Raw genomic sequence first — 26,697 nt, 5'->3', positions numbered from 1 at the left:
GCGCGATCGGTTGCTCGTTGCTAAGGCGATCGCGTGCAACACAGACTAGGCGAATATTTCGGCTGGATCGGCAGATTGTACCTTACGCAGAGATATTGCACCGGAAATGATACACATGATCGTTGTTAGGATCAAAACCTGAATACCTCGTTCTAAGGTCATATCGAGCGGTAAGCGCGTGGCATTGCGCGTGAGCGCATATAAGCCAATACATACAATTAAACCGGGTATAAAACCCAGAATGGAAAGCACGAACGCTTCCTGGAGTACGACTTTAGATAAATAGAAATTGCTGTATCCCATTGCTTTTAGGGTGGCGTATTCCGCCATGTGATCGGATACATCGGTGTAAAGGATCTGGTAGACAATCACGATGCCGACGATGAAGCCCATGATCGTGCCGAGCGTGAAGATAAAGCCGATCGCCGTGCTGCGCTGCCAATAGGATCTCTCAAAATTGATGAAGCCATCCATCGTCAGGATTCTGATATCATCATCAACCAGGTCGCCTGCCTTTTTGATGTCCGCAATTGTCAGATCTTTTTTGCTAATTGTAACTCTGGTCTTATCGGATGCTACTTCTCGAATGCGCTGATTATCTGGCGTAAAATTCTCTTTGGCTAAAAGCACCTCTTCGCCTGGGAGCAAAGCGATGAATTGTTTCATGACCTCATATGGGGAGGTACCAGGTTTGAGTTCAATAATGCCAACGTTAATCAGTCCTTCTCTGCGATTGTCAAAGATGCGCAGGAAGTTGGTTTCGCTGGTGATTATCGTACCGTCGGCACCAAAAGAAGAACCCATTCTAAACATGCCGCCAATTTTCAAGCGACGGTTCGCAACTTCCCGAAAAACCGGCTTATGGCAGGTAAAGTCCTCCAAACTTGCATCCGCGCCGCATTCTTTCACAATCGGGCCAAACTCAGGGCGAGAGTCGCGATCGAATAGCACGACATCTTCCAATCTGATTTGCTCGAGATTTTCCCTACTGACTCCGGGCAATTTGAATACATCGGAATTGGGATCGGCTCCCAATACGAGAATATTTCGGGTTTGCCCAGACGGACTCTCCTTAATTTTCCAAGCTGCCAGCCCAATATAGAGATTGTGAATCGCTTTGACACCTTCAATGCCAGCGGCTTGATACAGACGGCGCTTAGAAAAATTCCTCATCCCAACTAAGTTAGTGGATTGAGGGCTGATTAAGACTAGATCGCCCTTTAAGTTGCTTTGCAAGCGGATTGCACTTCTAAATAGGGCATCCTGGAATCCGATCTGCATGAACATCAAAATCACCGCGAACGTGATACCAGCGATCGCTACTAGTAAGCGACTTTTTTCATAAGTGAGTTGCAACCAGGCAAGCGGGACGGCAAAAATCATGACTTCAGAACCTCGATCTTGACTTTGACCTGGTGATTGGTGAGATTAGAGACCTTAGCGCTATCGTCTAGTTTGATTCTGACTTCAATTACTCTGACATCAGTTTTGGCGGCTGGATCGGTTCCAAGTACATCATTTTTAGCAATTCGCAAACCGATGTGCTCGACTTTGCCAGTTATTTCACCATCAATTACTTCACTGGTAATTGTAGCCCTCTGCCCTACCTTTACCTTGCCAATATCAGTTTCATAAACTTCAGCCACCACGTACATCTGGCTGGTGTTGCCTAGCTCAAGTACGCCATTGTTAGTGTTAACCGCTTCGCCGGATTTAGCATGTATTTTGAGGACTTGCCCGGCAATTGGTGCCCTGACTGCGGTCAGGACTAGATCGGCTTTTGCTTTTTCCAGATCGGCGATCGCGCTTGCCAGTTGGGCTTCTGCCACCCTCACATCTGTGGGTCTCACTTCTGCAACGCTGTTCAGTAGATTTTCAGCTTGAGCGATATCTTCATTTGCTTGAGCGATCTGACCGGTCAAACTTTTTACTTTCAGCATGTAACTGTCGCGCTGAAACTCGGAAGCCGCTCCATCTTTAACCAGCATCTCGTAACGCTGCAAGTCGCTTTTAGCAATTTCCAGCTCATTTTGCCAGCGCGCTAAATTAGCTTTTCTGGACATCATGTTAGCTCTCTGGGCTTCGATATCGCCTGTTTTAGCTCCAGCCTTGACTTGCTCCACAATGCTCTGCCGCACGGCAACTTGACTTTCAGCTTGCTTGACGGCTGCTAGTGTCCGCTCGTAGCTGTCCAGGAGCGCAATTACCTGATCCTTTTGTACTCGATCCCCTTCTTTTACCAACAACCTGCTAATGCGGGAGCTGCCAAGCGCAGATGGGGGGGCAACTTTAATCGTTTCTCCTTGCGGTTCTAAACGCCCGAGGGCGCTGACTGCCGGTGGAGTTTTAGGCTCTGATACTGGTAAAGTGGCTGGCGCTGTTTGCGAAGCATTACCCGCCCTGGTGATGGCATAGTAAGCACTAAATCCCAATAGAGCAGTGCCAAGAACGATTAGAGATATAACCCAATAATTTGGGATTTTTGCTCCCGATTGTTTGGGCTTAGTCTCAAGCTTAGTCTCCATCAGCTTTTCGTCTCACTATTGTCATAACTTTAGTATTAAATTTTATTACTTTCACCACGGGCTGAACTCACCCTTTATGGTATTTTCCTCCAACAGTGCTGCTATAGCAGTTTGCCAAGACACGAACGCAGCTAAGAATTTCACCGCCTACAGCCCCAACGTTAAAAGGCCGACCGCTGAGCGCTGCAAGCTAACTGCTCCTAAGTCGTATATTCTGCGTTGATTCTGACGTAATCATAGCTTAGATCGCAGCCCCAGGCCGTGCCCCTGCCAGGCCCGTTACCGACACTAACCCCGATCGCAACGGTATCGCTTTTCAGATAATTACTAGCGGCATCGCGGTCAAATTCTTGCGGTACGCCGTCCGCCATCATCACAAAGTCGCCCAGTTGAATATTTAGTTGGTTTTTATCAAACTTTACACCCGCCCTCCCAGCGGCGGCGGCAATTCTACCCCAGTTGGGATCGCGTCCAAATACAGCGGATTTCACCAATGACGAACCGGCGATCGTGCGGGCAATCGCTCGGGCGGCGGCGCGATCGCCCGCACCAGTGACGTTAATTTCAATCAGACAGGTAGCGCCTTCACCATCGCGAGCGATCGCTTTGGCAAGTTGAACGCAGACTTCGGTCAGCATTGCTTCTAGCCTTTGGGCGGCGGGGGAATTTGCATCCGTAATCCCAGCCGTGAGGGACTGTCCGTTGTTGAGTGCCAGTAACATATCGTTGGGGCTGGTATCGCCATCGACGGTAATTTGGTTAAAGCTTTGCTCGGCGGCGCGACTCACCATCGACTGCCACAGGACGGGCGACACCGCCGCATCGCAGGTGACAAATGCCAGCATCGTTGCCATATTTGGGTGGATCATGCCCGAACCCTTGCAGATACCGCCAACCCGAACTGGCTGCCCGTCAAACGTAGCTTCGAGCGCAAATGATTTTGTCACCAGATCCGTAGTGACGATCGCCTTCGATGCGGCATCGCTGCCATCGGGTGCCAGGGCGGCGATCGCCTGTGGAATCCCCGCTCGCATCCGATCCATGTCTAACTGCCTGCCAATTACGCCTGTAGATGCCACCAGGACGGCATCGGTTATACCCATGGTTTTCTGCACCAGTTCCGCCGTCTCGACGGCATTGCGCCAGCCTTCATCGCCCGTACTGGCATTGGCCTGCCCGGCATTACACAAAATTGCGCGTACCATTGTGCTGGACTGCAATACTTGCAAGTTAAAATCCACGCAAGCGGCTCTAACCTGCGAAGTTGTAAACACCCCCGCCGCGATCGCGCTCGCGTCGGAACTAATCAGTGCCAGATCCGGAGCACCCGATGGTTTCAGCCCAGCTTTAATTCCCGTAGCCTTATAGCCCTTCGCTGCCGTCACCCCGCCAGGAATTTCATGCCAATCTGCCATATGCTTTGCCACACCCACTGAAATACGACAAACAGCATTATGGCATTGCGATCGCAACGATTAGTTATTTTTTGCTACCGTATCTACAATCTGGGCAAAAGCACTGGAAATTTGCGATCGGCATCAGGTTGGCTTCGACTCCGCTTGTTTCAGCAAAGGTTCTAGCAAGTTACGTTCCTCAATGGGAAGCTCTAACAAAACGCGGCGATCGCCCTTTGTCTCTCGGTAGCGCACAGCCGCATTGAGCAGGCGCAAAGGAATTTGAAATTCGGGGCGATCGCCCGTTAATTCTTGCCATACTTCCAACCATGTCCGAGCAGTTTTATCGCTGACCATCTCTGACATCAATGTGGGAATATTATGGACGATCCCTTGGCCTAATGCTGAGGTAATCTGGTGGTTGTCGTACAGTTCGATGAGTGTTTGAATCCGATTTTGCCAAAATGACGCATCATGCTTACTATCAAATAGCTTTTGAATAATGAGGTATATATCCATTATTTTTATATCTTCATCACTTAGAAGATTTAACGCTTGGATTCCCTCATCCCAGCGATTTAATTCTAACAATACAATAGCGCATTCAAGGAAAACTAGAGATTCGATACATCCTAGTTCTATGGATTTATTAAAAGCAGCTAAAGCTTCCTCATAACGTTGTAATTTTCTTAGCAAAAAGCCCCGTGACGAATAAGCCCAACTATAATTAAGGTTGATTTCAATCGCACAATCGTATGATGACAAAGCTTCTTCATAGCGTTGCATGTTACTCAGTTCATGGCCCCGAAACATCCATAACCGTGAATCGGCTGGGGTAAGTTCGATTGCTTTATCCCAAGAGGACAAAGCCTCATCATAGTATTGCAGTTTATCCAATGACCATGCTTGGATTGTCCAAAAAAGCTGCTCATTTGGGTAAAGTTCGATCGCTTGCGAACAAAACGCTAAGGTCTCCTTCCATTGATGGAGAAACGCCAAACTAGCTCCTTTACACAGCCAGTCCTCAAGATCGCCTCGAAGTCCTATCAGTTTTTCAGCATTTTGCAGCGCCATTTCATAATTTTCTTTATCGTAGCAATTTTGATATTCTCGCTTGTAAGCTGCTATGCGAGGATCTTCTTTTTTCTCTTCCCTTTCTTGAAGTGCCATCTTGATATAATCGCACTCCAACTGACGTTCGGCATTTTTCATGCTCAATCTTTCCAATCTCTGTTGCAGCTCATCCTGCGTATACCAACTGCGCAAAAAATCTACGAATAAAGATATTGGCTCTCCGCGTTGCTTCTTGACTTCAAGGCAAAAGCGCATTAAAACTTCTCGCAGTTCGTAAAAAGATTCGCGACCAATTGTTTCAGCTCTGACATATCCCTTGTCGCGTAAATCCTTTAGTTGGCTCGATGCGGTTTGGTGGCTGATAAAGCAACGCAGTGCTATTTCTTTGACGGGGACGGGATGGCGGCGATCGCATAGAAACTCAACGATTTTCCTCTGCTGTTGCGATAACCACGCCATTCGAGCTTGATAATAGGGAGTCAGTTCGTCCAAAGTTTTCATGAATGGTTCCACCAACTCATCTAGCGATTTTCGCGTCAGGAATTCGGCAAAGATGACATAGACGCGGTGATTTCCTCCTGCAAGATAATGGATGGTTTTAATGCGATTATGTCCTGCCCTACTTTGGATGAATGATTCTAATTCTTTATCCTCCTCTAACTTAGCGATGTGTTGTAATAAAGTGACGGCATCTTCCAAACTAAGCTCCTCTAAGTGGTGGGGATAGAAAAACCCATAGAAAGGGGAATCTTTGTGCGTAACGCCATGAAATAAACTCTGCGTCGTTGCTAAAATAGTGATAAACGAATTATTCTGGATATAAGCTCTCAGTTGCTTTTGGCCGATATCCCCTAAACCTGCAAAAATATCGTCTAAATTTTCCATTAACAGTAGCAAAACGCGATCGCCTGCAAATTCGCGCAATAACTTTTCTGCCCTATATTGTGCCTGTTCTGGAAACTGATAAAGCTCCTCAACTTTCTGCTTTAGCTTAGATTTATACTCATCTGGATAAGCTTGTTCGAGGGCGCGAAATATCCGCAATAGTAAATCCAAAAAAGACGAAACACCCCATTCTTCCTCTCTCAGCCATGCGATTAGTAATTTGTCTCTCAAGTCTGCCATCGCTGCGATGCGGTGGTAAATCAGGGCAATTGTATGCGTTTTACCCATACCTCGCCCACCCACTAAGAGCCGAAAATGCTTATTTGCAGTCAGCGCGCTAGTCCGAATTGCATCGATTAGTTCTTCTACTAACTGATGTCTTTGCACGAAGATCGCCTCCAGAGCTTCTGGCGACATCATGCTGGGCGTAAATCTTGAGAGGAATGTGTTTTTCATCAGCCTAACCTCTCAAAAATTGCCAATACCGCTGAATGAGTGGATAGCGAAAACTATATTTCAGATCTTTCTGCCGAACGATATAGTAATCCTTGCCTAAAAGCCTTAAGACATCCTTCGCTATTTCTCTGTCCTGCGTTTGCGGTTCGAGTCTAAGGCTGGCAAACAGATCGTCAAACGATAAAGCTCGCTCAGCATTTGACAAAATATCCAGCAGGTTGAGCGCATAAGCTTGTCGATCGCTGTCATAGTAGTTCGTGATGCGATCGCGATAATGTTCCATTTTCCAGGGATTGAGCGGGTCGAGCAGGCAATCGCCTACCACTTCAAGTACTGTTGTAGGTTCAACTGTATCGTTTCTCATTTTTAATCTAGCAATCAGATGGTGGATGTAAAAGGGAATGCAGCTTACAGATCGAGCGATCGCTGCTGCTACCTCCTGAAGATTTGCCGTAGGAATCTTTTCTCCTTCCAGTAGTTCGCTAGCTAGTGCAGTTGCATCCTCTTCGGATAGGGGTGGAACATCAACAGGATACATGTCGTTAGTTGGTTCGTTGGCATAGCCCTTTTGTTTTAGCTCGTTCACGACATGATGCAACCCAATCGAACCTGTAAACACCATCCTCACATCTGGATAGGTTTGGCGGAGCGATCGTAGTGTATCCAACACCTCTATTGCTGCCACATTGCCGATTTTGTCCAGCATATACGGCACTTCATCCCACAGCAAAATTACCTGGCGTTCCTGGTTGGTAACCAGGTCATCAATGACTGCCTTAAGGATTTTTTTCCAATCTGACGCAATCTCTTGAGGTAGCTTAAAGCCCTTGACCTCCAAACCACGCAAATCTTGCAGTAGTTGGCGAGTTCGGTTTGCTACCTTTTGCTTCTTGCTCAAATACTCTTCTACATCCTGCAGTACTGCTTCCACAAACTCTAAGGGCGAGCCAACATGTTCGAGATCTCGGAAGATTGGCAATTTGTTTTCTGGAGGCTCTGCCTCCATTTTTTTGATGATGCTGGTTTTACCCATGCGCCGTTCTGCACTCAAGATCGCGCTTTGTCGCTCCAAAATATCCCAGAGGCTGGCAATCAAAGTATCCCGTCCCACAACTTCGTTTGGCGCAACTTGACCGCCTGGATTAGCTTTCATTTATGCTATCCTCAACGTACGTTATTTTTATTATACGTTATTTTTAACGTATAATTCGAGGCGGATCTATAATAAATGACTTTTGGAAGCAGAAGGCTAAAAATGCAGTCCTCAACCTATATCAATTATCAATAGCATCTCCAGATATGAAACCAACTGTAATTCACTTGATAGAAGCAACAGAACTAGCTTTACAAGCGATCGCCAAGCACAAAGACAAAACCCTATCAGAAGTCGTTCAAGAAATCGTGGACGAGTATCTTTGGCTCAGTAAGCAAGAACTTCCCAAATGCATAGGTATGGGAAAAAGCGGCATGTCCGATCTATCAGAGCGAGTTGACGAACTGCTTTGGCAAGAAGGCAGATGATGATTTTAGCCAATAGTGGATTTGTACATCTCAATTGAAATGGGTAAGAAATTACTAGAGGCTGCGGAGAATTGCACGAACGAGTAGAAAGCCATAAAATTATGCGATCGCTGCGATTTGGTAGCGTTTAAAGAGGTGTATTAAAATCACCTGATTTTCTCACTCACTTCAAATGCATGTATTGCGATTTCTAATGCAAAAATTGCATATTTATAGTTGACTCACCCAAGAGAATATCATAGTGTTGCTAGCTACAATTGCGTATTGTAGTATTATCTGCTACAAACATGGAAGAAATAATTAATCTTTTATAACTATGCTAAATATGTGCAACGATGGAATTACTGCCTCGATACCTTCCCCTTCTTAAATTGTAGTTTTAAAATTTATCGATTGAGTGGTGATTGAAGGATCTTCGATATGTGGCTGAGGTGGAAATTGAAGGCAGTTACACCTATCGCATGAGAGAGGGCGGCTGAATATGAGCGACAGAAATCTTGCCAGCAATTTCTATGGGCGCGCGTCGATAGAAAATCCTGTAAAAGAGAAGCTTCCACAAGCTAATTATTCTCCACAAGCTAATTATTCTCCAAATCTGAATAACGCAGATATTCGCGAACGACAGCATGGTTCGACCTTCGGATTAGATGCTCTCGGCATGAAGAATCTCGGGCATGTCTACCACAACCTACCCGTGCCAGTTCTGATAGAACACTCTCTCGTTCGCGGTGAAGGCGTTCTAGCCGAAAATGGTGCTTTATGCGTGCATACCGGGAAGTATACTGGGCGATCGCCCAACGATAAATTCATTGTCGAAGAACCGAGTAGCAAAGAAGAGATTCACTGGAATAAGCTCAACGTTCCCATTTCCGAAGCAAACTTCGATCGGCTTTATCGGCGGATTCTTTCCTACGTGCAGGGCAGAGATCTTTATATCTTCGATGGCTATGTGGGTGCCGATCGCAAGTATAGAAAGGGAGTGCGAGTGATTACCGAGGCTGCATCCGAGAGTTTGTTTGCCCATCAGTTATTCCTCAGACCGACAGACGAAGAACTGCACCACCATCATGCCGACTTTACCGTAATTGCCGTTCCTGGACTGCACGGCGATCCGAATGACGATGGCATTAACAGCGAAGCATTTATTGCACTACATTTCGCCAAAAGATTGGTAATCATCGGTGGCTCGAAGTACGCGGGAGAAATCAAGAAGTCTGTATTCTCTCTGATGAACTACTTCATGACGAAGTGTAACGTCCTGCCCATGCACTGCTCTGCCAATATGGACGAGAATGGTAATACAGCTCTGTTCTTCGGTCTTTCCGGTACTGGTAAAACCACTCTGTCCGCAGATCCCAACCGCCGACTGATTGGCGATGACGAGCACGGCTGGTCAGATGAAGGCATCTTCAACTTTGAGGGTGGATGTTATGCGAAATTGATTCACCTTTCCCATGAGAAAGAAGCAGAAATCTGGGAAGCAACTCGATTTGGAGCCATGATGGAAAATGTCGTTCTGGCATCCGATACCAGAGTTGCCGACTACGACGATGGCAGCCTGACGGAGAATACGCGTGTTGCCTATCCAATTGAATACATTCCCAATTCTGTAATTCCGGGTATAGGCGGTCATCCCAATACCATTATCTTTCTCTCGGCAGATGCTTTTGGCGTACTGCCCCCGATCGCCAAGCTCACCGAGCAGCAGGCAATGTACTATTTTATGTCCGGCTATACCAGCAAGTTGGCTGGTACCGAGCGCGGCATCACCGAGCCGCAAGCGACTTTCTCTGCTTGTTTTGGCAAGCCATTTCTACCTCTATCAGCCAGCATCTATGCCGAGCTTCTAGGCCATCGACTCAGAAGCCATAACTCTACCGTATACCTGGTAAATACGGGCTGGTCGGGCGGCCCCTACGGGGTGGGCGCGCGTATGGACATCGAGCACACCCGCGCCACAATCTCGGCAGCCTTAGACGGTCACCTGGATAATGTAGCGTTCTATCCCCATCTCATCTTCAAAATATCGATCCCCGAATCGGTACCGGGAGTACCTCAACAAATCCTGAATCCCAGGGATACCTGGAGCGACAAAGCAGAATACGACAGGCAAGCAAGGCACCTCGCTCGCCTATTTGTAGAAAACTTCAAGCGCTTTAAGCACGCGCACAAGGACATCGTCGATGCTGGCCCCAACGCGGATTGACCAAAGAAATGGGTTGCAAGCCCCGTCCTTATGGGATGGGGCTTGTACCTAATTTTTCGGTTATTCCCTGGTGGCTTGCTGCTATAACTATAGGTAAATTGCTAAAACAGCCGATCGCTACCTATGGAATCATCGCCTATCCACAATACTCCCACTGGCACGCCCGAGCATCGCGCGCGCAATCTGTTAATCGCGATCGCCGCGATCGCCCTCGCTGCCGCACTCTTCTTTGGCTTTCAAACCCAAAACAGCGGTGCTTCCCTTGCGGCAGTTGCGAAAGCCGCCACGCCATTAGAATCTGCACTAGCAAATAACCAGCCCACCGTGGTTGAGTTCTATGCCGACTGGTGTACGAGTTGCCAGTCTATGGCTGCCGATAACATGGCATTGCAAAAGCAGTACGGCTCCGCTGTCAATTTCGTCATGCTGAATGTGGATAACAACAAATGGTTGCCAGAAATTACCCGCTTTAAGGTTGATGGCATTCCCCATTTCGTCTTTATGGATCGTAAAAATATGGTAGTTGGCAACGCGATCGGCGTTGTTCCCCATACCGTGATGGCAGAGAACATCACGGCTATGATTGCGGGGGAAAAACTACCTCACAATCGCCTGGAGAGCGATCGCATATCGCCATTTACGGGGCCGCTACCAGCCGATGCCACGCAACCAAAATCCCACGCCTAACAGAACACTAGGGTTGCGTATTGACAACGGGTTGCTGCGATCGCGCCAAGGAAGAAGTTTCTGAATCGTTGACATTCGATGTTTCTGGCGGCACGATCGTAGTGTCTGGAGCTTGAATGGTGCTGTCGATGGAGTTGCTGGCAGGATTAGTCGCTGGTTTACGGATGGGGGGACTAACTGAGTTGGGCGAGCTATTACTGTTATTAGTCTTGAGGTAATCGTAGGTAGCTCTGGAAACCTGACGAATTAGCTCGTTTGCCCTTTGATCGTTGTCGGGGCGCTTCACGATTGCTGCCATGATATAGCGCCTCCCACTGGGCATATCGATAATGCCAGCATCGCCCACCACCGATCTGATATCTCCAGTTTTATGAACGATGCGGGCATCGGCGGCAATTCCTTGGGGTAAGAGCGTATTCGTCACGGGGCGACGCATGATATCCATCAAGCGATCGCGACTGCGCGGCGAGAGCAATTTCCCTTTATCCACCATAGACAATAAATTGACCAGATCGTAGGGGCTGGTGGTGTTTGTGCCCTCTAAATCTGGAAGCTGATTGCGAATTACTGTAGAGTTTAGCCCCCAGGACTTAAAGCGACGGTTAGCCGCATCCTTACCACCAATCCTTTTCATAATCATGTTGGTGGCGGTGTTGTCGCTGTGGACAATCATCTCTGTCAGGGTTTCCAGCGCTGAGATCTTTGTACCCTCAGGTTCGTACTGAAGACCGCCAGCTTCGCCAACGATTACATCTTTGCTAATTTCCAATTGCTCGCCCAGTTGCACTTTACCCTCATCGACATCCTGTAAAAATGCGATCAGCAAGGGTATTTTAATGATGCTAGCCGAAGCGATCGGCTTGCGACTATTGACATCGGTATAAACGCCCGTATCTGCATCAAAGACCAGCGTTTGGAGCGATAGATCCGATTCTGGTGCTGCTAGCTGCTTAATTTTTGCTGTTAACGCTGTTAGCTCCGCCTTAAGCGGTAAATCCGTAGAATCTGGTGCCTCCTTTTTGTCGGAACCGACTTGATGGCCGATGGGTGCCGTGATAGTACGACTAGCGGCACTCTGCCAAAAGTAGATTAATGTCCCTGCGATCGCGCTCAAACCGACACCAATTACCACCAAGCGCAGAACTTGCCAACCTATATTTTTTGCTAGGGATTGGGTGAGATGGGAACGCCTGAGCGATGTAGATTTTGACTGCGATTTTAATGGCGGTTTTGGTAGTGTCGCAACTTGAGTTTGATTCGGTTGAATTTTGCGATCGCGCAGTGCAGTTCCTTCTGAAATGGAGGTTACTCGATCTCTGGCAATAGAGACATAGGGTTGGTTCTTACCTTCTTTTAGTCGTTTCAGTCTAGATTCGCGGCTCATGGTTTTCTGACACCCTATCCTGCAATTCGACTGTTCGGCACAGTCATTTACTATTAACTCGCTAACCATTTAGATAATCGATCGCTATTGCTTGGCATCTTTTTGCGCAGCCCAATTAACTTGTCGCAAAATACCTCTCAGCATAGCAACCTCTTCGGTTGTGAGGTTGGCTCGATTAAACAACTGGCGTAGTTTGCTCATTCTACTGAACGCTGTATGCGGATAAAGAAACCCGATCTCCAGCAGTATAGCCTCCAGTTGTTCGTAGAAAGCTTCAACCACAGTTATGGAGGCTGAATGTACCAAATCTTGCTCGATTTGGCTAGCGATCGCGCCAAAAGAATTTGCACTTGGTTCATTTGCTTCATGGCGTGATTCATAGAGCAGGCGTAGATGGTAGCAACAAATCCCGACCGCTTGCGCCAGGTTGAGCGAAGGATAAACCGCCGCCGTCGGAATTGTCATCACCTGTTGACAGTATTGCAATTCCGCATTACTAAGGCCGCGATCCTCGCGCCCAAACACGATCGCGCTGCTTTCCACCTGGGTCAGCCAGCTCAGGCCATCGGACGAATTTAATGGCAAATTAGTGCCCGAAGGCGATACTCGACCGACAGTAGCGATCGCTCTGTGGCAGTCAAATAGAGCTTCTGGTAAGGTATCGACGATCCGCGCTGCTTCTAAAATATCCTTGGCATGTACGGCCATGTGTTGCGCGCCATCGCTGAAGCGATCGCACTGGGGATTTACCAGCCAGAGCTGCGCCAACCCCATATTTTTCATCACCCGCGCCACCGCACCTAAATTTAGCGCTCCGGCTGGCTCAACGAGAATAATGCGTACGTCGAACATGCAGGCTAGAAATTTAAGAATTGGCGATCGCCGCTTGAATTTGGCGAGCCAAAGCTTCGCTGTTGTCGATAGTTAGAGTAATCCACTTATAGTATTCATCCTTGAGTTCCAAGATCAGGTAGTCCTTTTCCCTCGTCACATACCAAAATTCCCGACCGCGATCGCTGTAGTAGGTGCCGGATTTAATAAATCCGGGGATAAACGCACCGGGAGCGCGAATTTCTTTCCAGTTACTAGCTGGCTCGGCAGTACTGACAGACTTGATATGCGCTACAGGAATGGTAATAGTACTACCAATGTGAAACGCCCAGAAACGCTCGGTCCCGCTGAGTTGAATTTTTACCTCTTGATTCGATACATAGATTTGCATGATTTTCTCTAGCTTTTAGCATTCAGCGATCGGTTTTTAAAGAAACCCTGGTAGGGTGGGCATTGCCCACCTTAACAATATATACATTCAGCTTAATTGGGGGGAATCTGCGCGATTAACTCCGATAATCGCAGATCTGGCGGAAACTTACCATCGGCTTTTACTTGTTGAATGTAGGCTTCGGGAATCGGCCATTTGAGCTTGCGTGCCAGTGCGCGCAGCACGTCGCCGCGATCGATCACGCCAGCCACAGAACCGACGGGGGAAAGCACAGTTAAACGTTTGATCTGCTTTTCTTCTAGCAGCTTAATTACCTCTACAATTTTTGCCTTTAGCTCCACAACATCCAGAGACTTAAACGGCTTAGCAATGTCGTTCAGCGTTTTGCTTTCCCACTGGCTGCGCTCGATGTAGCGGAAATCCTCAGGTGCGATCGCACCGCGATCGCGCCCATCCGCAGAAGCAAAATATGCAGGTTGAATATCCTTGTCTTCTCGCAGGAGCAAAAACTCATCGGCAAACTGACGCAGCGACATTTTGGCATCGACAATCCGAAAATCTCGCGTCATTGCCAGTTCTGCCGTTAATCCCATTAATGCTTCCTGTAAATTCGTGAACTGTAGGTAAGCAGACGCATTATTCATGACGAACCAGCCCAGCAGAATCGGCCAGATTCCGTAGAACAGGCCGTTGCGCAGAAACAGGAGGTTAACCCCCATAAATATAGCAATTAGTCCCAGAAATTGACCGGAACGAGCAGCCCACCGTACACCAGTCATGCGGTTACCTGTAATTTTCCAAACCACAGCTTTTAAAACCTGACCGCCATCAAGAGGCAGACCTGGAATTAAGTTAAATATGCCTAAGACGAGATTAATTTGCGCCAGATTAAACGCCATAGAACCAACTAACGCCCTATTTATTCCTACATCGCTTACCAGTTTAGTGGCAGCCTGGGGATTGACAGGATGATTTAATACTGCAAACACGCCATTTCCTGCTAGAGCCAGCGCTGTACCCCATAAAATACCACCAAGGGCAAGGCTGACGATTGGCCCTGCGATCGCCACGCTAAAAGCCGACCAGGGATCTTTCGATTCTTTTTCAATTGCCGCCACGCCACCAAATAGAAACAGGGTAATCGAGTTGACCTCAATACCTTGAGACTTAGCCGTCAGGCTATGCCCCAGTTCATGCAGCAAAACCGAAACAAATAGCAATACAGCAGTTAGAAAGCCAAAGAGCAAGGCTAAATCTGGCGACAACCGAACGTAATCGGTTCTGTAACTTAACGTCATCAACGCCACAATCAGAAACCACGATGGGTCGATGAATAGAGGAATTTTGAAAATAGTGCCGATGCGAATGCCGCCTTTCATAAATTAGACTTAGCCTTTACTTGGTGCCAGCTTTTATAGTGCAAACTAGTGCAAACTAATATGCCTTAGGTTTAATCCTAATAACAACATTTTATTGGCTTTTCTGCGAGACAGTCGAACCCTGCCCTAAATAGTTTAGGACTTACGCATTGAATGCTGAAATGCAAGATCTCCCCTAGCCCCCCTTATCAAGGGGGGAACTCCAAAAGTACCCTTTTAGAGCAAGCAACCACGCCATTCCTACGAGGCGAAATGGTAAAATTCATTGGATTTGCATATACCGATTAACCCCAAACCCAGATGCGTGGTGAAGCGGTTGCAGCCACAGGCGATCTCACCTGAAATCGTGCGCTTGTTTCAACAGGAAGGGGAATTTCTTTACAGGCTCGGTCAAAAACTACGATCGCATCCCTTACGCTCTCTGCCTATAGCGGTTTTCAGATGAAAACGAGAAGGGGGTTTGGGGGCGTTGCCCCCAAGAAGGGGTGGAACCCCTTCACCCTATCAATAAAACCTGTTCTCAATTGAAAAACGCTATACTTCCCAGAAAATAACGAATTCTATCTGATTCAAGAGCTAATCGATGGCGAAGACCTCAGTACTGAGATTCTTCCCGGTCAGCCGTGGCAGGAAAGCGATGTCGTAAACCTATTGCGAGAGATTTTGGAAATTCTCTCATTCGTGCATCGGCAAAATATTATCCATCGCGATATCAAACCGCAAAATCTGATGCGTCGTCGGGTTGATGGCAAACTCGTTCTGATTGATTTTGGCGCGGTAAAGGAAGCGATCGCCATGCAGGTTAAAAAGCGATAGTCTCTCTCATACTGAGAATTGGTGCAACTATTACCACCAATCGGGTTTAACTTTACTGCCATCGGGAAAAGTGACATCGTCTATCGCCTCACCCTGCGGGCGGATAGAAGCATATACCTTAGCATCCGTGAGATCGGCACTGCTGAAATTGGTTGTCGTCAGATCGCATTCAGTTAAGTCCGTGCCCACCATAATCGCCTGCGAGAAATTAGCACCTCTGAGATCGGCACCACGAAAATTTGCTGCAGTTAAATCTGCCCCCACTAGCGTTGCTTCCACCAGATCGGCTTCGACTAGTTGCGCGCCGATCAGGTTTGCGTTGCTAAAATCAGCACCATTCATCTCAGAGCGACTCAGATTTGCTCCGGTTAAATTAGCTTTGCGCAGATCGATATATTCGAGATTTAGATCCTGCATACTGGCCCGACTAAGATTGGCATAGCGAAAATCAACCCCACTCAAAACTGTGGTGTGGTCGAAGATTGTGTCGCTGAGATTGGCTCCAGTCAGATCTGCTCCACCGAGATCGACATTGGTGAAATCGACATTACTCAAATCTTGACCGCTAAAATTAGTGGTGGCAAAGTCTCGCACACCTGCGGTATAAAGCTTGATAAATTCTGCCCTTTCCATCCTGTACCCCTTTTTATCTCTGACAAATTGCAATGACTTTCTAGTTGAGGTTGTTTACTGGCAATGCATCCAAAATTTCAGTTGCTACCCTTTCAATTGCACCATTACCACCCAAGCAATTACGCATCTCTGCATAGTTATACAGCATCTGTTGCCGCGATCGCTCATTTAAAAGCAGTTCTAAACAGGCTTGGGATACACTTTCAGGCGAGGCAGCTTCCTGCAAAAACTCCGGCACGATCGCTTTCATTTGGACTAAATTGGGTGGTGACATAAACGGAATGTAGAAGTGTAGCAAATGGCGTGCGATCCAGGCAGTAACGGTGCTGACACGATAAATAACAACCTGCGGTACGTTCAGAAGGGCAGTTTCCAAGTTAACCGTACCAGATTTGGACAGAACTAAATCTGCAGCTCTAATTACTAACTGAGACGGATGAGAAACCACATCTGCTTTTACACCATACTGAGACAAAAGTCGTTCAACATTGGGGCGATACTTTTCCAAAGAAAGCGGCAACCAAAATTTTACCTGAGGCAATTGGGCTTGAATCAATTTTGCTGTTTGTAACATTACTGGTAACAGGTACTTGAGTTCCTGCGATCGCGAAGCGGGCAGCAACACTACTACTAAATCTTCGCTACTAATTCCTAGCTGCTGACGTGCCGTGGCGCGATCTGGTACGCGATCCATCAAATCCACTAGCGGGTGCCCCACCCACTTTACCTGCGCGCCCTGCTCGGCATAATATTTTGCCTCCTGCGGAAATATCGACAAAATGCGGTCGGTAAAGCCAGCGATCGCCTGCGTATTCTTATCGTTAAACGACCAGACCCATTCCTGCGGTGCGATGTAATAAATTACGGGTACTTGCAACTGACGTTTGGTAAAGTACCCCATGCCAATGTTTGGCGTGACGTAATCAATTAATATGACTAAATCAGGTGGAAATTTTTTAAGTTGTTGCTTGGCTCGCCACTGCACGAGCAAGGTGGGCAAGACGTAGGGTAAGGCTTCAACCAAACCAATCGAGCCTATGCCTACGGTGTTACCGAGGAGAGTCGCACCGGCGGCTACCATGCGATCGCCTCCCAGAGCCAGAATCTCTAATTCCAGATCGCGTTGCCGGGCTGAATTTTGGAGTGCTTGAATCAGGATCGAACCGTGCCAATCCCCTGAAACTTCACCCGTACTAATAAAAATCCGTCGTTTCATTATATGGTTTGTGATATGCTTCCTCACCAGCTTGTAATCGTAGCAAAACAACCCATACATCGGCAGATCTAAAGATGAAGAGATCGGTAATTTTTCGATCGAATTTGGGAAATATCATTACCGACTAACTCTATGCAGTTACTGCTTGTAGCAGTCAGGGAAACCGCCATTAACCTTTATATCGCTGTATATAGACCCTCAAATACCACCATCACTTACCCACGATCTAAGGAGTAGCTATGAAACTATATAAAAAACTTGTCGCCTTTGTATTAGCTATGCTGGCGATGTTCTCGGTCGCCTTGCCATCACAAGCTGCAGAAGTGGGCGAACTCGATCTTGCTTACTATTGCGAGAATGCCTACTCTAAAAGTGCCAAGGTAATTTTGATGGGAGATACCCCCACTGCCGACTCCTGGCGCTGTCTTGTTCCTCTAACCAAATTTATGGCCTGGCCCTCACAGGAATATCCCATCTCCATGAATGAAGTATGCCGCATGGAACACGGCGACTATGCCTACGCTGCCACCAGCAATGAAAAAGATCCATATGCCTGGAAGTGCTACAACTAAGTGCCAGTAACAAAAACTAAAAGACGAGGGTTAACCCTCGTCTTTTAGTTTTTGTTAGTTAATATCAGGTTTTTGCCAGGCGTGTAATATAGCCGTAAATATCCAGAACCAAGCTGTAAGCTACATTCCAGCTTTTAAGCCCAAACCAGGTTTCAATGTTTTGCCTTCCGCAAAGGGAGCGCCCAACATCAAGTTTGAGCCTGCTCCAGATTGGGCTTAGTTGCGACTCACAGAAGGCAGTTGAGGGTTTTGCACGCGCTTGGTCAGAACTTCCAGAGCCTTGGCATACTGAGGATCCTCAATTGTACCGATTAGATCTCGGTTTTTAACCAGGCGCTCGCGATCTGAGTCCGTCAGTTCGATACTAATATCGGGTTTGATCCCAGAATGGTTGATATCTGTACCATTAGGCGTGTAGTACTTGGCGATCGTCACAGCCAGCCCTGACTCGTCACCAAGTCGATGTACTGACTGCACTAGCCCTTTCCCAAATGTCTTAGTGCCGACTAATACAGCGCGCTTATTATCCTGGAGCGCGCCGGAAAGAATTTCACTAGCACTGGCAGAGCCACCGTCTACTAAAACAACCAAAGGTTTATCCGTGAGAGCCTGACGATTCGCAGTTAATCGTTCGCTTTCACCTTTGCGATCTATGGTGGAAACGATCGTGGCGTTGTCCAGCCACATTCTGGCAATTTCCGCACTGGAATATAATAGACCGCCAGGATTAGAGCGCAGATCCAGGATAAAACCTTTAACGTTCTGATCGACATGGGATTGGATCGCCTTGCGCATATCGCTGGCGGCGTTGCCATTAAACTGCGTTAAACGAATATAGCCAACTTTACCAATGCCAGAGTCGCGCACTTCTGCTTTGACGGGGTGGACTTCTATTTTGGCTCTTTCCAATTCCACATCGAATGTGCGACCGCCACGCTGCACTCCTAACTTTACCTTGGTACCAGAGGGGCCGCGGATCAGAGCTACAGCCTGGTTAATATCCATGCCTTCTGTGCTCTTGCCCGCGATCGTGATAATAATGTCCTTAGCTAAAATACCCGCCCGCGCTGCTGGGGAACCTTCAATTGGTGAAATCACCGTTAGTTTCTTGGTGTTTTCGTCCATTCCTAGTTGAATACCGACACCAGTCAGCTCTCCCGATGTATCAATTTGCATGCTCTTGAATTGTTCGGGATCCATGAATCTGGTATAGGGATCGTCTAAAGTCTTAAGCATCTCTCGCACAGCTCTGTAGGCTTCTGCTTTAGAAGCATAGTCACGCGACAGATATTTACGTCTGGTTTGCTGCCAATCCACTTTGTTGAAGTTGCCATCAACATATTCGCGATTGATCACCTGCCAAACTTCGTCTACTAGTTCTTTAGGGCTGCTTTTAAATGCAGCAGCACTAGGGTTAGCTAGCTGAAACCCAACAACAGCTACCGCTGCTGTTAATGCTGCTGTTGTGCTTAGTATAAGTCCGCGTTTTGCCATGAGCATTGTTCGTGAAATCGACTGTGCGAGGATTACACAGCTAATCTAGCACAGGTTCCTAATGGCGTATACGCCCATGTGGGTTTAATCTCTTTAATAAAACGATGCGAGCAAAAATGCTAGGTATGTCCATAATTCCTAGTACAATATGGGGGTATGATTTTCTAAAGCTAGTTACTGACTTTAGTGGAACTGCAGTGGAACTTTCTCTCAAGAGCGAATATGCAATCTTAGCTTTATTGGAGCTAGCCAGTCATTTTACTGCAGCTCAACCATTGCAGAGCCGTCAAATCGCTAGTCAAAGGAATATTCCCGATCGCTACTTAGAGCACCTACTTGCCACTTTAAGACGGAATGGTTTGGTGCGCAGCCAACGTGGCTCTAAGGGTGGCTATTTGCTCGCACGAGAACCCTGGAGTATCAGTATTCTGGAAATTGTTCGCTGCATTGAGGGAAACGATCCGCCATCTTCTGTAACTGGTAAAGTGCAGAACAGCCCAGATGCTCCGGATATTTCCGTTGTGCGGGAGTTATGGCAAACCGCGCAAAAAGCGGCGACTGAAGTTTTGGCAAACTCCACATTAAAAGATTTGTACGAACTGGAAAAGCAACGCCAGTTATCTACCACGATGTACTACATCTAAAAAATACAGCTAATAATACCTATGAAAATCGCCCATAACATCACAGAACTAATTGGTCGTACTCCTCTCGTTGAACTAAACCGCATTCCCCAGGCGGAGGGATGCTTAGCACGGATCGCGGTCAAGCTTGAAGGTATGAACCCAGCTGCATCTGTCAAAGACCGCATAGGTATTAGCATGGTCGAGGATGCCGAGAAACAAGGGCTAATTCTACCCGGCAAAACTACTTTGGTAGAACCCACTTCGGGAAATACTGGCATCGCTCTTGCCATGGTTGCGGCTGCAAAAGGATATCACTTGATTCTGACAATGCCCGATACCATGAGCCTCGAACGCCGAGCTATGTTGCGAGCTTATGGAGCCGAACTGGAACTGACTCCTGGCAGTGAAGGTATGGGTGGTGCCATTCGTCGTGCCACGGAAATTGCATCTAATACACCCAACACCTACATGCTGCAGCAGTTTCGCAATCCAGCCAACCCTGAAATTCACCGTCTCACCACCGCCGAAGAAATTTGGGAGGATACAGACGGTCAGGTAGATTTTCTGGTAGCTGGTGTTGGTACAGGGGGCACGATTACAGGCGTAGCCGGGGCAATCAAACAACGCAAGCCCGAATTTAAGGCGATCGCGGTCGAACCTGCCAACAGTCCTGTTCTCTCTGGCGGACAACCTGGGCCGCATAAAATTCAGGGAATTGGTGCGGGCTTTATCCCAGAGGTAATGGATACATCATTAATTGACGAGGTAATTACCGTAACCGACGATCGCGCGATCGCTTACGGACGCAGGTTAGCCAAGGAAGAAGGACTGCTTTCTGGCATTTCCAGTGGCGCGGCATTGTATGCCTCAATTCAGATTGCCAAGCGACCCGAAAATAAAAATAAACTCATTGTCATGATTCAGCCCAGTTTTGGCGAACGCTATCTCAGCACGCCCCTGTTCCAAGATCCCGAATTAGTCGCGCTGAGCTGAATCGGCGATCGTACAAGCAAACTGGGTAGTGCTACGCACTACCCAGTTTGCTTTTTTTATAGAGCGGTTGGATCGATGCCCATTTCTCGCAAGCGATCGCTTAATCGTTGCGATCTCTGCCGTTCTGCGTCCAATTCTGCCGAAACAGCCTCGACCTGTTGCTGTGCAAGTTCAGCTTGTTGCTGCGCGGCTTCAGCTTGTTGCTGTGCGGCTTCAGCTTTTTCTGCCCCTGTGGGGATTACCTGACCATTGCGATCGCACCAGCGCAACCACTCATTTGTTTTACCTTCATAAGCACCCGTCCATAAAGTTAACCCTAGTCCCACCTGCTCCAGCCAGGTTGTGTCTTGGGCTGAGTAGAAGCGTCCCTGTAGTTGAAATACCTGTAAAGTTGCGGTACTAATTTGATGGCTAGGATCGAATACCACATAATATTTCACGCCAATTTTGGCATAGTCTCTTAACTTGCGGTCTAATTCCTTTCCTTTGCGATTAGAGACGATTTCGACCGCTACATCGGGTGGCTTACCAAATTCCCAGACAAAATAAGAACGATTTTGCTTTTCCCACCAGTTATCCGCGACCTGCACGTCCAAACTCAGGAACATATCAGGTACTAAAGGCGGTTGATGAGTCGAGTAAAAAACGCCAACATTAGCAGCCGCTAAAAATATTTCACTGTCAGGCGGTTGAAAGGGATAGCTGTAGAGTGGTTCTGTCAGCAGTCGTTGCTGCTTTTCTGAGGCAAGATTGTCCACAGGTTCATCATCTTCGGTGACGATATCTTCGATATCCAGGTCAAAGGCAAGAGCTTCAGACATGGCATGTAATAAATAGCATTTCAGATTTAACCTAACACGATCGCACCTAATTTTTGGAAACTAGGAATAACAAAGCCTCCTGAGTTGGAGGCTTTGTATATTGCCAGCAATTCAATTAATCATTTGGTGGGCTGACCCTTTCCCTAAACGATTTGCCAGCCGAGAAGGCGGGTACCGTCGTGGCAGGAATTTCCATTTTGTCGCCTGTTTTGGGGTTACGACCTTCCCGAGCCTTGCGTTCGCGAGGCTCGAAAGAACCGAAACCAACCAAAGTTACCTTATTGCCGGATGAAACCGCATCAACAATTACTTCTAAAGTCGCAGTTAGCACTTCGTCAGCCTGCTTTTTATTGACGCTCGCTTTTTTGGCGATCGCATCAACCAATTCACCTTTATTCATATTGCCTTCCGTATATAGTGGATCGAGAGTTTAGTATGAAAATGCTCGTTTTAGCTGAATTTACGGCATAAACCGAGCAAAAATATGTAAAGGCAACTCTTTTATGCAGTTGCCAAGGGTTAATTAGCGAAAAATCATCCCCATAGTTGTGAAACTCCTATAGGGTTGGGCTTTCAAGGATTTATTCTAATAGCAACCATCCATTTGTGTACAGGTGAAAACTTTAAGTTATGTGGACTTTTTCCTTTATTTACTTGGCATTTAGCAAATAGTTATTATTTTTTTAATATTGAAAGCAGTTCGACTTTACATAGCTTCCAGGTAACTAAACCTTGAAACCTCCTAACTGCAAGGCTTATAGCATTCAAGTGGCGATCGCTCCTGCCTGACAATCTTGCCAATATCGCTTTAGCTATCTGGATTTTGCTTAAGAAAAGTTTGTCCCTCTTAGTTTTAAGATTTGTCACAACTTGCAAATGCACTACGACAAGACAGTTTCGTGGAATTTCGATCTGGTTAGAGTCCAAAAGTCTTATCCTGGAATAAGTAAATTTTCAACTATCCATGATTGTCTTTGCCCTGCCCAAAGGCTCGTTACTTAAAGAATCGATTGCTCTGCTCCAATCTATAGGACTGGACTTTAGCGCATTTTTAGACAGTTCTAATCGCCAACTTCAAATTACCGATCCTACTGGCGCTGCTCGAGCTTTGCTCGTACGGGCGCAGGACGTGTCTGTCTATGTGGAGTACGGACAAGCACAATTAGGTATTGTGGGCGAAGACGTGCTGCGAGAAAAACAACCTAACGTAGCACGGCTCCTGGATTTGCGATTTGGACATTGCCGCATGTCGATCGCCGTACCCAAAGCCAGCCCCTATCAATCCGTACTCGATCTGCCACCCCACAGTCGCATAGCATCCAAGTCGGTGCGTTGCGCTCGCGAGTATTTCCAAAGCATAGATCTGCCTGTAGAAGTGATTCCTCTGTACGGTTCCGTGGAGTTAGCACCGATTACAGGTATGTCGGACGCGATCGTCGATCTGGTCTCGACGGGAAAAACCCTGCGCGAAAACGGTTTGCAGGAGATCGAAGTGTTATTTGAAAGCACGGCCAGACTGATCGCGCATCCACTCAGCTATCGCATTAATGCTGACAACTTAACTACTTTGGTAGACAAGTTGCGTTTTGCGATTGCAGCCGAACCTGCTAGCAAATAGATCGATTGTAGGGTGTCGTTAGCGCAGCGTAACGCACCAGGTTGAAGTTAAGGTGCGTTGCGTCGTACTCCCAATGCACCCTACCGCAATGAAGAACCCGTTGCTAGCCAGAAAACCGATCGCAGTCCGTCGCGCACTACCTTCAGCGGTTCTTCTCCTTTAGCTGTAGATGGAATCGAAACTGGGTACATCCGAATACCTCGGCTGCCCAGAACGATACTGCCAATTACTTGCGCTCGCGGCATATGGTAATCGGCGGTAATGACGTAAACGTCTGTAATCTGTCGTTTCTGGAGGTCATCGACCAGGGTGGTGAAATTAGTTACGGTATCGACAGCACGATAGTCCAAATGAATTCGCTTAGGTGAAATGCCAGCTTCCGAAAACAGGTAGTTGGAATATTCTTCAGGGCTACCTGATGAGACCCAGATTGGGAGATCGGGGTGTTGCAAAGCAAACTTAGCGGCAAATTTCTCCCGCGAAGGCGCTCCGCCCAGGACTAAGATTGCCTGAGGCGATCGCTTGGTCGCAGGAAAAACACCACCAGAAATTAGCCAACCAAAAGCAACCAACCCAGACAGGGCAACTGCCGATTTAGCTTTTTTGAATGGATTTCGCATCAGATATCAGTTGTGTGAAGACTGCTTGGTTGTTATACCACAGCCCTGCCATTTAATGTCTATTAATCTATAGCCGTAGACAGATCTGTTAGGACAGGGGGTGTGGGGGCGCAGCCCCCACGCAGGGGTGGAACCCCTGCACCCCGTCCTAAGCCTATTGGCTATAGCTATAGTTCTAATCTAGTTCGCGCCGCCCCTCGATCGCTTTAGCCAGAGTTACTTCATCGGCATACTCCAGATCGCCGCCCATGGGAATGCCAAAGGCGATGCGGGTTACTTTGACAAATGGCTTCAGTAGGCCGCCCACATAAAGAGTGGTCGTCTCGCCTTCTACGCTGGGGCTAATTGCCATGATTACTTCGCTTACCTTACCCCCACTAACACGTCTCACCAAGCTTTGAATGTTTAAACTATCTGGACTAATGCCATCCATTGGTGAAATCAGTCCCCCCAAAACATGGTACTTACCTCGATATTCGCGGGTCTTCTCCAGGGCAATCAGATCGCGCGAATCCGCCACTACGCAAATAGTGGTCTCGTCGCGGCTGGGATTGCTACAGATATCGCATACAGGCTCAGCAGAGAGGTGAAAGCACACGGAGCAGTAACCTACCTGCTGTTTTGCGGCTAATAAAGCCTTTGCTAGAGCTTCTACCTCATCGTCCGGGCGTTTGAGGATATGCAAAGCCAGACGCTGCGCAGTCTTAGACCCGACTCCAGGCAGGCGTTGCAGTTGTTCGATTAAATGAGCTAGGGGGCGAGTGTACAAGAGAATAGTTAGGGATAGCGGTTAATAGGGCAGTTAATTAGGGTAGATACGCAGGCGGCGATTTGGTTCTGTCCCGAAACTGGTAGATTTGAGGTGATAGTGCTCCACCAATTCGTGCTGCATCCGCCGAATCGTAGAGGAACGGGGTAAAAGCTCGACGGGCTGGCTTTTGGGGATCACGATTTGCTCCACCGCCAGGCGCGTTTCCTCTAAAGCTTCCATTTCGTCTTCGGAGTCACCATAGGCAAACAAGTTCAGGTCGTTAACAGCAGAAATTCCGGCAGGCTCGTCAAGTTGCAGCATCCGCCGCAGTGCCCGCGTAATTTGCGGGATCGTACTGCTTTTGATCGTGTGAATGGGCAGCGAATGCGTTTCGGCTAAGTGGCGCAGTTTGGAGTGGCTGCGTACCTGCGATCGCAATGCCAGTACCATATCAGCCCGATCTAATTCTTTAGTCAAAACGATAGGTAGACTTTGCATATCGATTACCTGTTCCGTTTGGTGGCGGCTCACGGCATAGAGGTAGACGTAAACAACATCCCCATCGCGATCGGCGATCGCGCCAGCATTGAGCAAGGGCCTCGCTCCAGGTCTTTCCTCAGCTCTAGACCCGCTCGACTCGCTATCTAGATCGTATTGGCGGTCGGACTGGTCGGCACCATTGCGTACCAAACTGCGATCCAGCGGCAAAGGTTCCATGCGTCCTGAGGCACGCCATCCCCTGGCACCAGGGTTTCTGACTATTTCCGGCTGACGCGGTTGTTCTTCTGAGATGGTCACTTTGCCCTCTTCGCTCACACCGCGAATCTGATAGGCAGGTTCGCGTCCGCGCAATAGACCGTCAATGGTATCTGAAACATCCTTATGTACGATCCAGCGGTAGCGCTCTAGCATTTCCACGGCAATGTCAAATGTGGGTGGAGCCTTGCGTTCGAGAATGCTTTTTTGCGTGCCGCGCCGTCGTGCTTCCTCATCGCCCAGGGTGACGGACTGAATGCCGCCAACTAAATCCGATAGGGTGGGATTTTTAATCAAATTTGCCAATTGATTGCCGTGGGCGGTGCCGACTAATTGCACGCCACGCTCGGCGATCGTTCTGGCCGCTAAAGCTTCCAACTCCGTACCGATCTCATCGATCACGATTACCTCCGGCATGTGGTTTTCCACCGCTTCGATCATGACTTGATGCTGGAGTTCGGGCTTGGCAACTTGCATCCGCCGCGCTCTCCCGATCGCGGGGTGAGGAATGTCGCCATCCCCCGCAATCTCATTGGAAGTATCGATAATTACCACCCGTTTGTGAGTTTCATCCGCCAGCACGCGAGCGATCTCGCGCAGAGCCGTGGTTTTTCCCATACCCGGTCGGCCCAGCAACAGAATCGACTTGCCCGTTTCGACTAAATCGCGAATCATCTCAATCGTGCCGAAAATAGCACGACCGACCCGACAGGTTAAGCCAATAATTACACCTTTGCGATTGCGAATCGCGCTAATTCTGTGCAGGGTGCGTTCGATGCCAGCCCGGTTGTCGCCACTAAATTCGCCCACGCGCTGGATGCACAGATCTAGATCGGCTTGAGTAATTGGTGCTTCTGCTAAATAGCGCGTTTGCTCGAAATATCTTGCTTCCGGCGGTCTGCCCAGATCCAGTACCACTTCAACAAGACTATCGAGATGTCCGTAGGTTTCAATGCTTTGTCTGATTTCGGTTGGCAGTATGGCCAAAAGTTGGTCTAGATTGTCGGTTACCTGTCTGCGGATAACTTCGGACATAGGTTAGTAATTC

General features: G+C 47.9%; 25 protein-coding genes and 1 pseudogene. 9 read left to right on the top strand and 17 right to left on the bottom strand.

Annotation, left to right across the window (positions count from 1 at the left end; all coding sequences use genetic code 11):
- Positions 1-45 precede the first annotated feature (45 nt).
- From PSE6802_RS0116430 to PSE6802_RS0116410, 5 genes are all read right to left on the bottom strand, one after another.
- On the bottom strand, positions 46-1,383 hold the full coding sequence (locus PSE6802_RS0116430) for an FtsX-like permease family protein (protein WP_019501136.1): 1,338 nt from the start codon (positions 1,381-1,383) through the stop codon (positions 46-48).
- Complete coding sequence (locus tag PSE6802_RS0116425) at positions 1,380-2,525, bottom strand: ABC exporter membrane fusion protein (RefSeq protein WP_019501135.1); 1,146 nt, start codon at positions 2,523-2,525, stop codon at positions 1,380-1,382. Before PSE6802_RS0116425 ends, PSE6802_RS0116430 begins: the two co-directional genes overlap by 4 nt.
- A 200-nt stretch (positions 2,526-2,725) precedes the next feature.
- Positions 2,726-3,940, bottom strand: coding sequence for a bifunctional ornithine acetyltransferase/N-acetylglutamate synthase (gene argJ, locus PSE6802_RS0116420; protein WP_019501134.1), 1,215 nt, complete (start codon positions 3,938-3,940; stop codon positions 2,726-2,728).
- A 123-nt stretch (positions 3,941-4,063) separates the two neighbouring features.
- Positions 4,064-6,334, bottom strand: a complete 2,271-nt coding sequence (locus PSE6802_RS0116415; RefSeq protein WP_026103345.1) for a MarR family transcriptional regulator — start codon at positions 6,332-6,334, stop codon at positions 4,064-4,066.
- A gap of 4 nt (positions 6,335-6,338) precedes the next feature.
- Positions 6,339-7,487 (bottom strand): coatomer subunit gamma family protein, encoded by a 1,149-nt coding sequence (locus PSE6802_RS0116410; protein WP_019501132.1) that lies wholly within the window; start codon positions 7,485-7,487, stop codon positions 6,339-6,341.
- Between the two features lie 146 nt (positions 7,488-7,633).
- Here PSE6802_RS0116410 and PSE6802_RS0116405 point away from each other — a divergent pair, with 146 nt between their 5' ends.
- The 3 genes from PSE6802_RS0116405 to PSE6802_RS0116395 all read left to right on the top strand — a co-directional run bounded on the left by PSE6802_RS0116405 (position 7,634) and on the right by PSE6802_RS0116395 (position 10,748).
- Positions 7,634-7,855: a hypothetical protein gene (locus tag PSE6802_RS0116405; protein ID WP_019501131.1), complete on the top strand. Its 222-nt coding sequence runs from the start codon at positions 7,634-7,636 to the stop codon at positions 7,853-7,855.
- Positions 7,856-8,336: 481 nt separating this feature from the next.
- On the top strand, positions 8,337-10,061 hold the full coding sequence (pckA, locus tag PSE6802_RS0116400; protein WP_019501130.1) for a phosphoenolpyruvate carboxykinase (ATP): 1,725 nt from the start codon (positions 8,337-8,339) through the stop codon (positions 10,059-10,061).
- Between the two features lie 123 nt (positions 10,062-10,184).
- Positions 10,185-10,748 (top strand): thioredoxin domain-containing protein, encoded by a 564-nt coding sequence (locus PSE6802_RS0116395; protein ID WP_019501129.1) that lies wholly within the window; start codon positions 10,185-10,187, stop codon positions 10,746-10,748.
- 7 nt (positions 10,749-10,755) lie between these two features.
- On the opposite strand, the gene PSE6802_RS29290 is transcribed toward PSE6802_RS0116395, so the two are convergent.
- From PSE6802_RS29290 to PSE6802_RS0116375, 4 genes are all read right to left on the bottom strand, one after another.
- Complete coding sequence (locus PSE6802_RS29290; protein WP_019501128.1) at positions 10,756-12,132, bottom strand: serine hydrolase; 1,377 nt, start codon at positions 12,130-12,132, stop codon at positions 10,756-10,758.
- Between the two features lie 84 nt (positions 12,133-12,216).
- Complete coding sequence (locus tag PSE6802_RS0116385; RefSeq protein ID WP_019501127.1) at positions 12,217-12,984, bottom strand: RNA methyltransferase; 768 nt, start codon at positions 12,982-12,984, stop codon at positions 12,217-12,219.
- A 13-nt stretch (positions 12,985-12,997) separates the two neighbouring features.
- Positions 12,998-13,354 (bottom strand): PH domain-containing protein, encoded by a 357-nt coding sequence (locus PSE6802_RS0116380; RefSeq protein ID WP_019501126.1) that lies wholly within the window; start codon positions 13,352-13,354, stop codon positions 12,998-13,000.
- A gap of 92 nt (positions 13,355-13,446) precedes the next feature.
- Entirely contained in the window at positions 13,447-14,733 is a 1,287-nt protein-coding gene (locus tag PSE6802_RS0116375) for a site-2 protease family protein (RefSeq protein WP_019501125.1), read from the bottom strand.
- 265 nt (positions 14,734-14,998) lie between these two features.
- On the opposite strand from PSE6802_RS0116375, the gene PSE6802_RS33555 reads away from it, so the two are divergent.
- Positions 14,999-15,178: a hypothetical protein gene (locus PSE6802_RS33555; RefSeq protein ID WP_156815559.1), complete on the top strand. Its 180-nt coding sequence runs from the start codon at positions 14,999-15,001 to the stop codon at positions 15,176-15,178.
- A gap of 92 nt (positions 15,179-15,270) precedes the next feature.
- A pseudogene (locus tag PSE6802_RS32045) lies at positions 15,271-15,519 on the top strand (protein kinase domain-containing protein); the annotation flags it as partial.
- Positions 15,520-15,579: 60 nt separating this feature from the next.
- On the opposite strand, the gene PSE6802_RS29285 reads toward PSE6802_RS32045, so the two are convergent.
- Both PSE6802_RS29285 and lpxB read right to left on the bottom strand, forming a co-directional pair.
- Positions 15,580-16,182, bottom strand: coding sequence for a pentapeptide repeat-containing protein (locus PSE6802_RS29285; RefSeq protein WP_019501123.1), 603 nt, complete (start codon positions 16,180-16,182; stop codon positions 15,580-15,582).
- A 40-nt stretch (positions 16,183-16,222) separates the two neighbouring features.
- Positions 16,223-17,398: a lipid-A-disaccharide synthase gene (gene lpxB, locus PSE6802_RS0116360; RefSeq protein WP_019501122.1), complete on the bottom strand. Its 1,176-nt coding sequence runs from the start codon at positions 17,396-17,398 to the stop codon at positions 16,223-16,225.
- 239 nt (positions 17,399-17,637) lie between these two features.
- Between lpxB and PSE6802_RS0116350 the strand changes: the two genes are divergently transcribed.
- Complete coding sequence (locus PSE6802_RS0116350) at positions 17,638-17,970, top strand: hypothetical protein (RefSeq protein ID WP_019501120.1); 333 nt, start codon at positions 17,638-17,640, stop codon at positions 17,968-17,970.
- A 216-nt stretch (positions 17,971-18,186) separates the two neighbouring features.
- Here PSE6802_RS0116350 and ctpC read toward each other — a convergent pair whose 3' ends face one another.
- Complete coding sequence (ctpC, locus tag PSE6802_RS0116345) at positions 18,187-19,470, bottom strand: carboxyl-terminal processing protease CtpC (RefSeq protein ID WP_019501119.1); 1,284 nt, start codon at positions 19,468-19,470, stop codon at positions 18,187-18,189.
- A 191-nt stretch (positions 19,471-19,661) separates the two neighbouring features.
- Between ctpC and PSE6802_RS0116340 the strand changes: the two genes are divergently transcribed.
- Both PSE6802_RS0116340 and cysK read left to right on the top strand, forming a co-directional pair.
- Positions 19,662-20,108 carry an RrF2 family transcriptional regulator gene (locus PSE6802_RS0116340; protein ID WP_026103344.1) on the top strand — a complete coding sequence of 149 codons (447 nt, stop codon included), beginning with the start codon at positions 19,662-19,664 and terminating at the stop codon, positions 20,106-20,108.
- A gap of 21 nt (positions 20,109-20,129) precedes the next feature.
- Positions 20,130-21,083, top strand: a complete 954-nt coding sequence (cysK, locus tag PSE6802_RS0116335) for a cysteine synthase A (protein ID WP_019501117.1) — start codon at positions 20,130-20,132, stop codon at positions 21,081-21,083.
- A 56-nt stretch (positions 21,084-21,139) separates the two neighbouring features.
- On the opposite strand, the gene PSE6802_RS0116330 is transcribed toward cysK, so the two are convergent.
- Together PSE6802_RS0116330 and PSE6802_RS0116325 are read right to left on the bottom strand one after the other, a co-directional pair.
- Positions 21,140-21,904, bottom strand: a complete 765-nt coding sequence (locus PSE6802_RS0116330) for a Uma2 family endonuclease (RefSeq protein WP_019501116.1) — start codon at positions 21,902-21,904, stop codon at positions 21,140-21,142.
- Positions 21,905-22,019: 115 nt separating this feature from the next.
- Complete coding sequence (locus PSE6802_RS0116325) at positions 22,020-22,304, bottom strand: HU family DNA-binding protein (RefSeq protein WP_019501115.1); 285 nt, start codon at positions 22,302-22,304, stop codon at positions 22,020-22,022.
- A 564-nt stretch (positions 22,305-22,868) separates the two neighbouring features.
- On the opposite strand from PSE6802_RS0116325, the gene hisG reads away from it, so the two are divergent.
- The gene (gene hisG, locus PSE6802_RS0116320; RefSeq protein WP_019501114.1) at positions 22,869-23,522 is read left to right on the top strand and encodes an ATP phosphoribosyltransferase; all 654 of its coding nucleotides are present in this window, start codon (positions 22,869-22,871) and stop codon (positions 23,520-23,522) included.
- Positions 23,523-23,602: 80 nt separating this feature from the next.
- On the opposite strand, the gene PSE6802_RS0116315 is transcribed toward hisG, so the two are convergent.
- The 3 genes from PSE6802_RS0116315 to PSE6802_RS0116305 form a co-directional block, all read right to left on the bottom strand.
- Complete coding sequence (locus PSE6802_RS0116315) at positions 23,603-24,142, bottom strand: YdcF family protein (RefSeq protein WP_019501113.1); 540 nt, start codon at positions 24,140-24,142, stop codon at positions 23,603-23,605.
- A gap of 175 nt (positions 24,143-24,317) precedes the next feature.
- Positions 24,318-24,911 (bottom strand): recombination mediator RecR, encoded by a 594-nt coding sequence (gene recR, locus PSE6802_RS0116310; protein ID WP_019501112.1) that lies wholly within the window; start codon positions 24,909-24,911, stop codon positions 24,318-24,320.
- A gap of 33 nt (positions 24,912-24,944) precedes the next feature.
- Entirely contained in the window at positions 24,945-26,684 is a 1,740-nt protein-coding gene (locus PSE6802_RS0116305; protein ID WP_019501111.1) for a R3H domain-containing nucleic acid-binding protein, read from the bottom strand.
- Between the last annotated feature and the right edge of the window lie 13 nt (positions 26,685-26,697).

Source organism: Pseudanabaena sp. PCC 6802 (assembly GCF_000332175.1).
Lineage (GTDB): Bacteria > Cyanobacteriota > Cyanobacteriia > Pseudanabaenales > Pseudanabaenaceae > PCC-6802.
The sequence above is the reverse complement of the archived record's forward strand: the minus strand, read 5'-3'. Positions and strand labels throughout refer to the sequence as shown.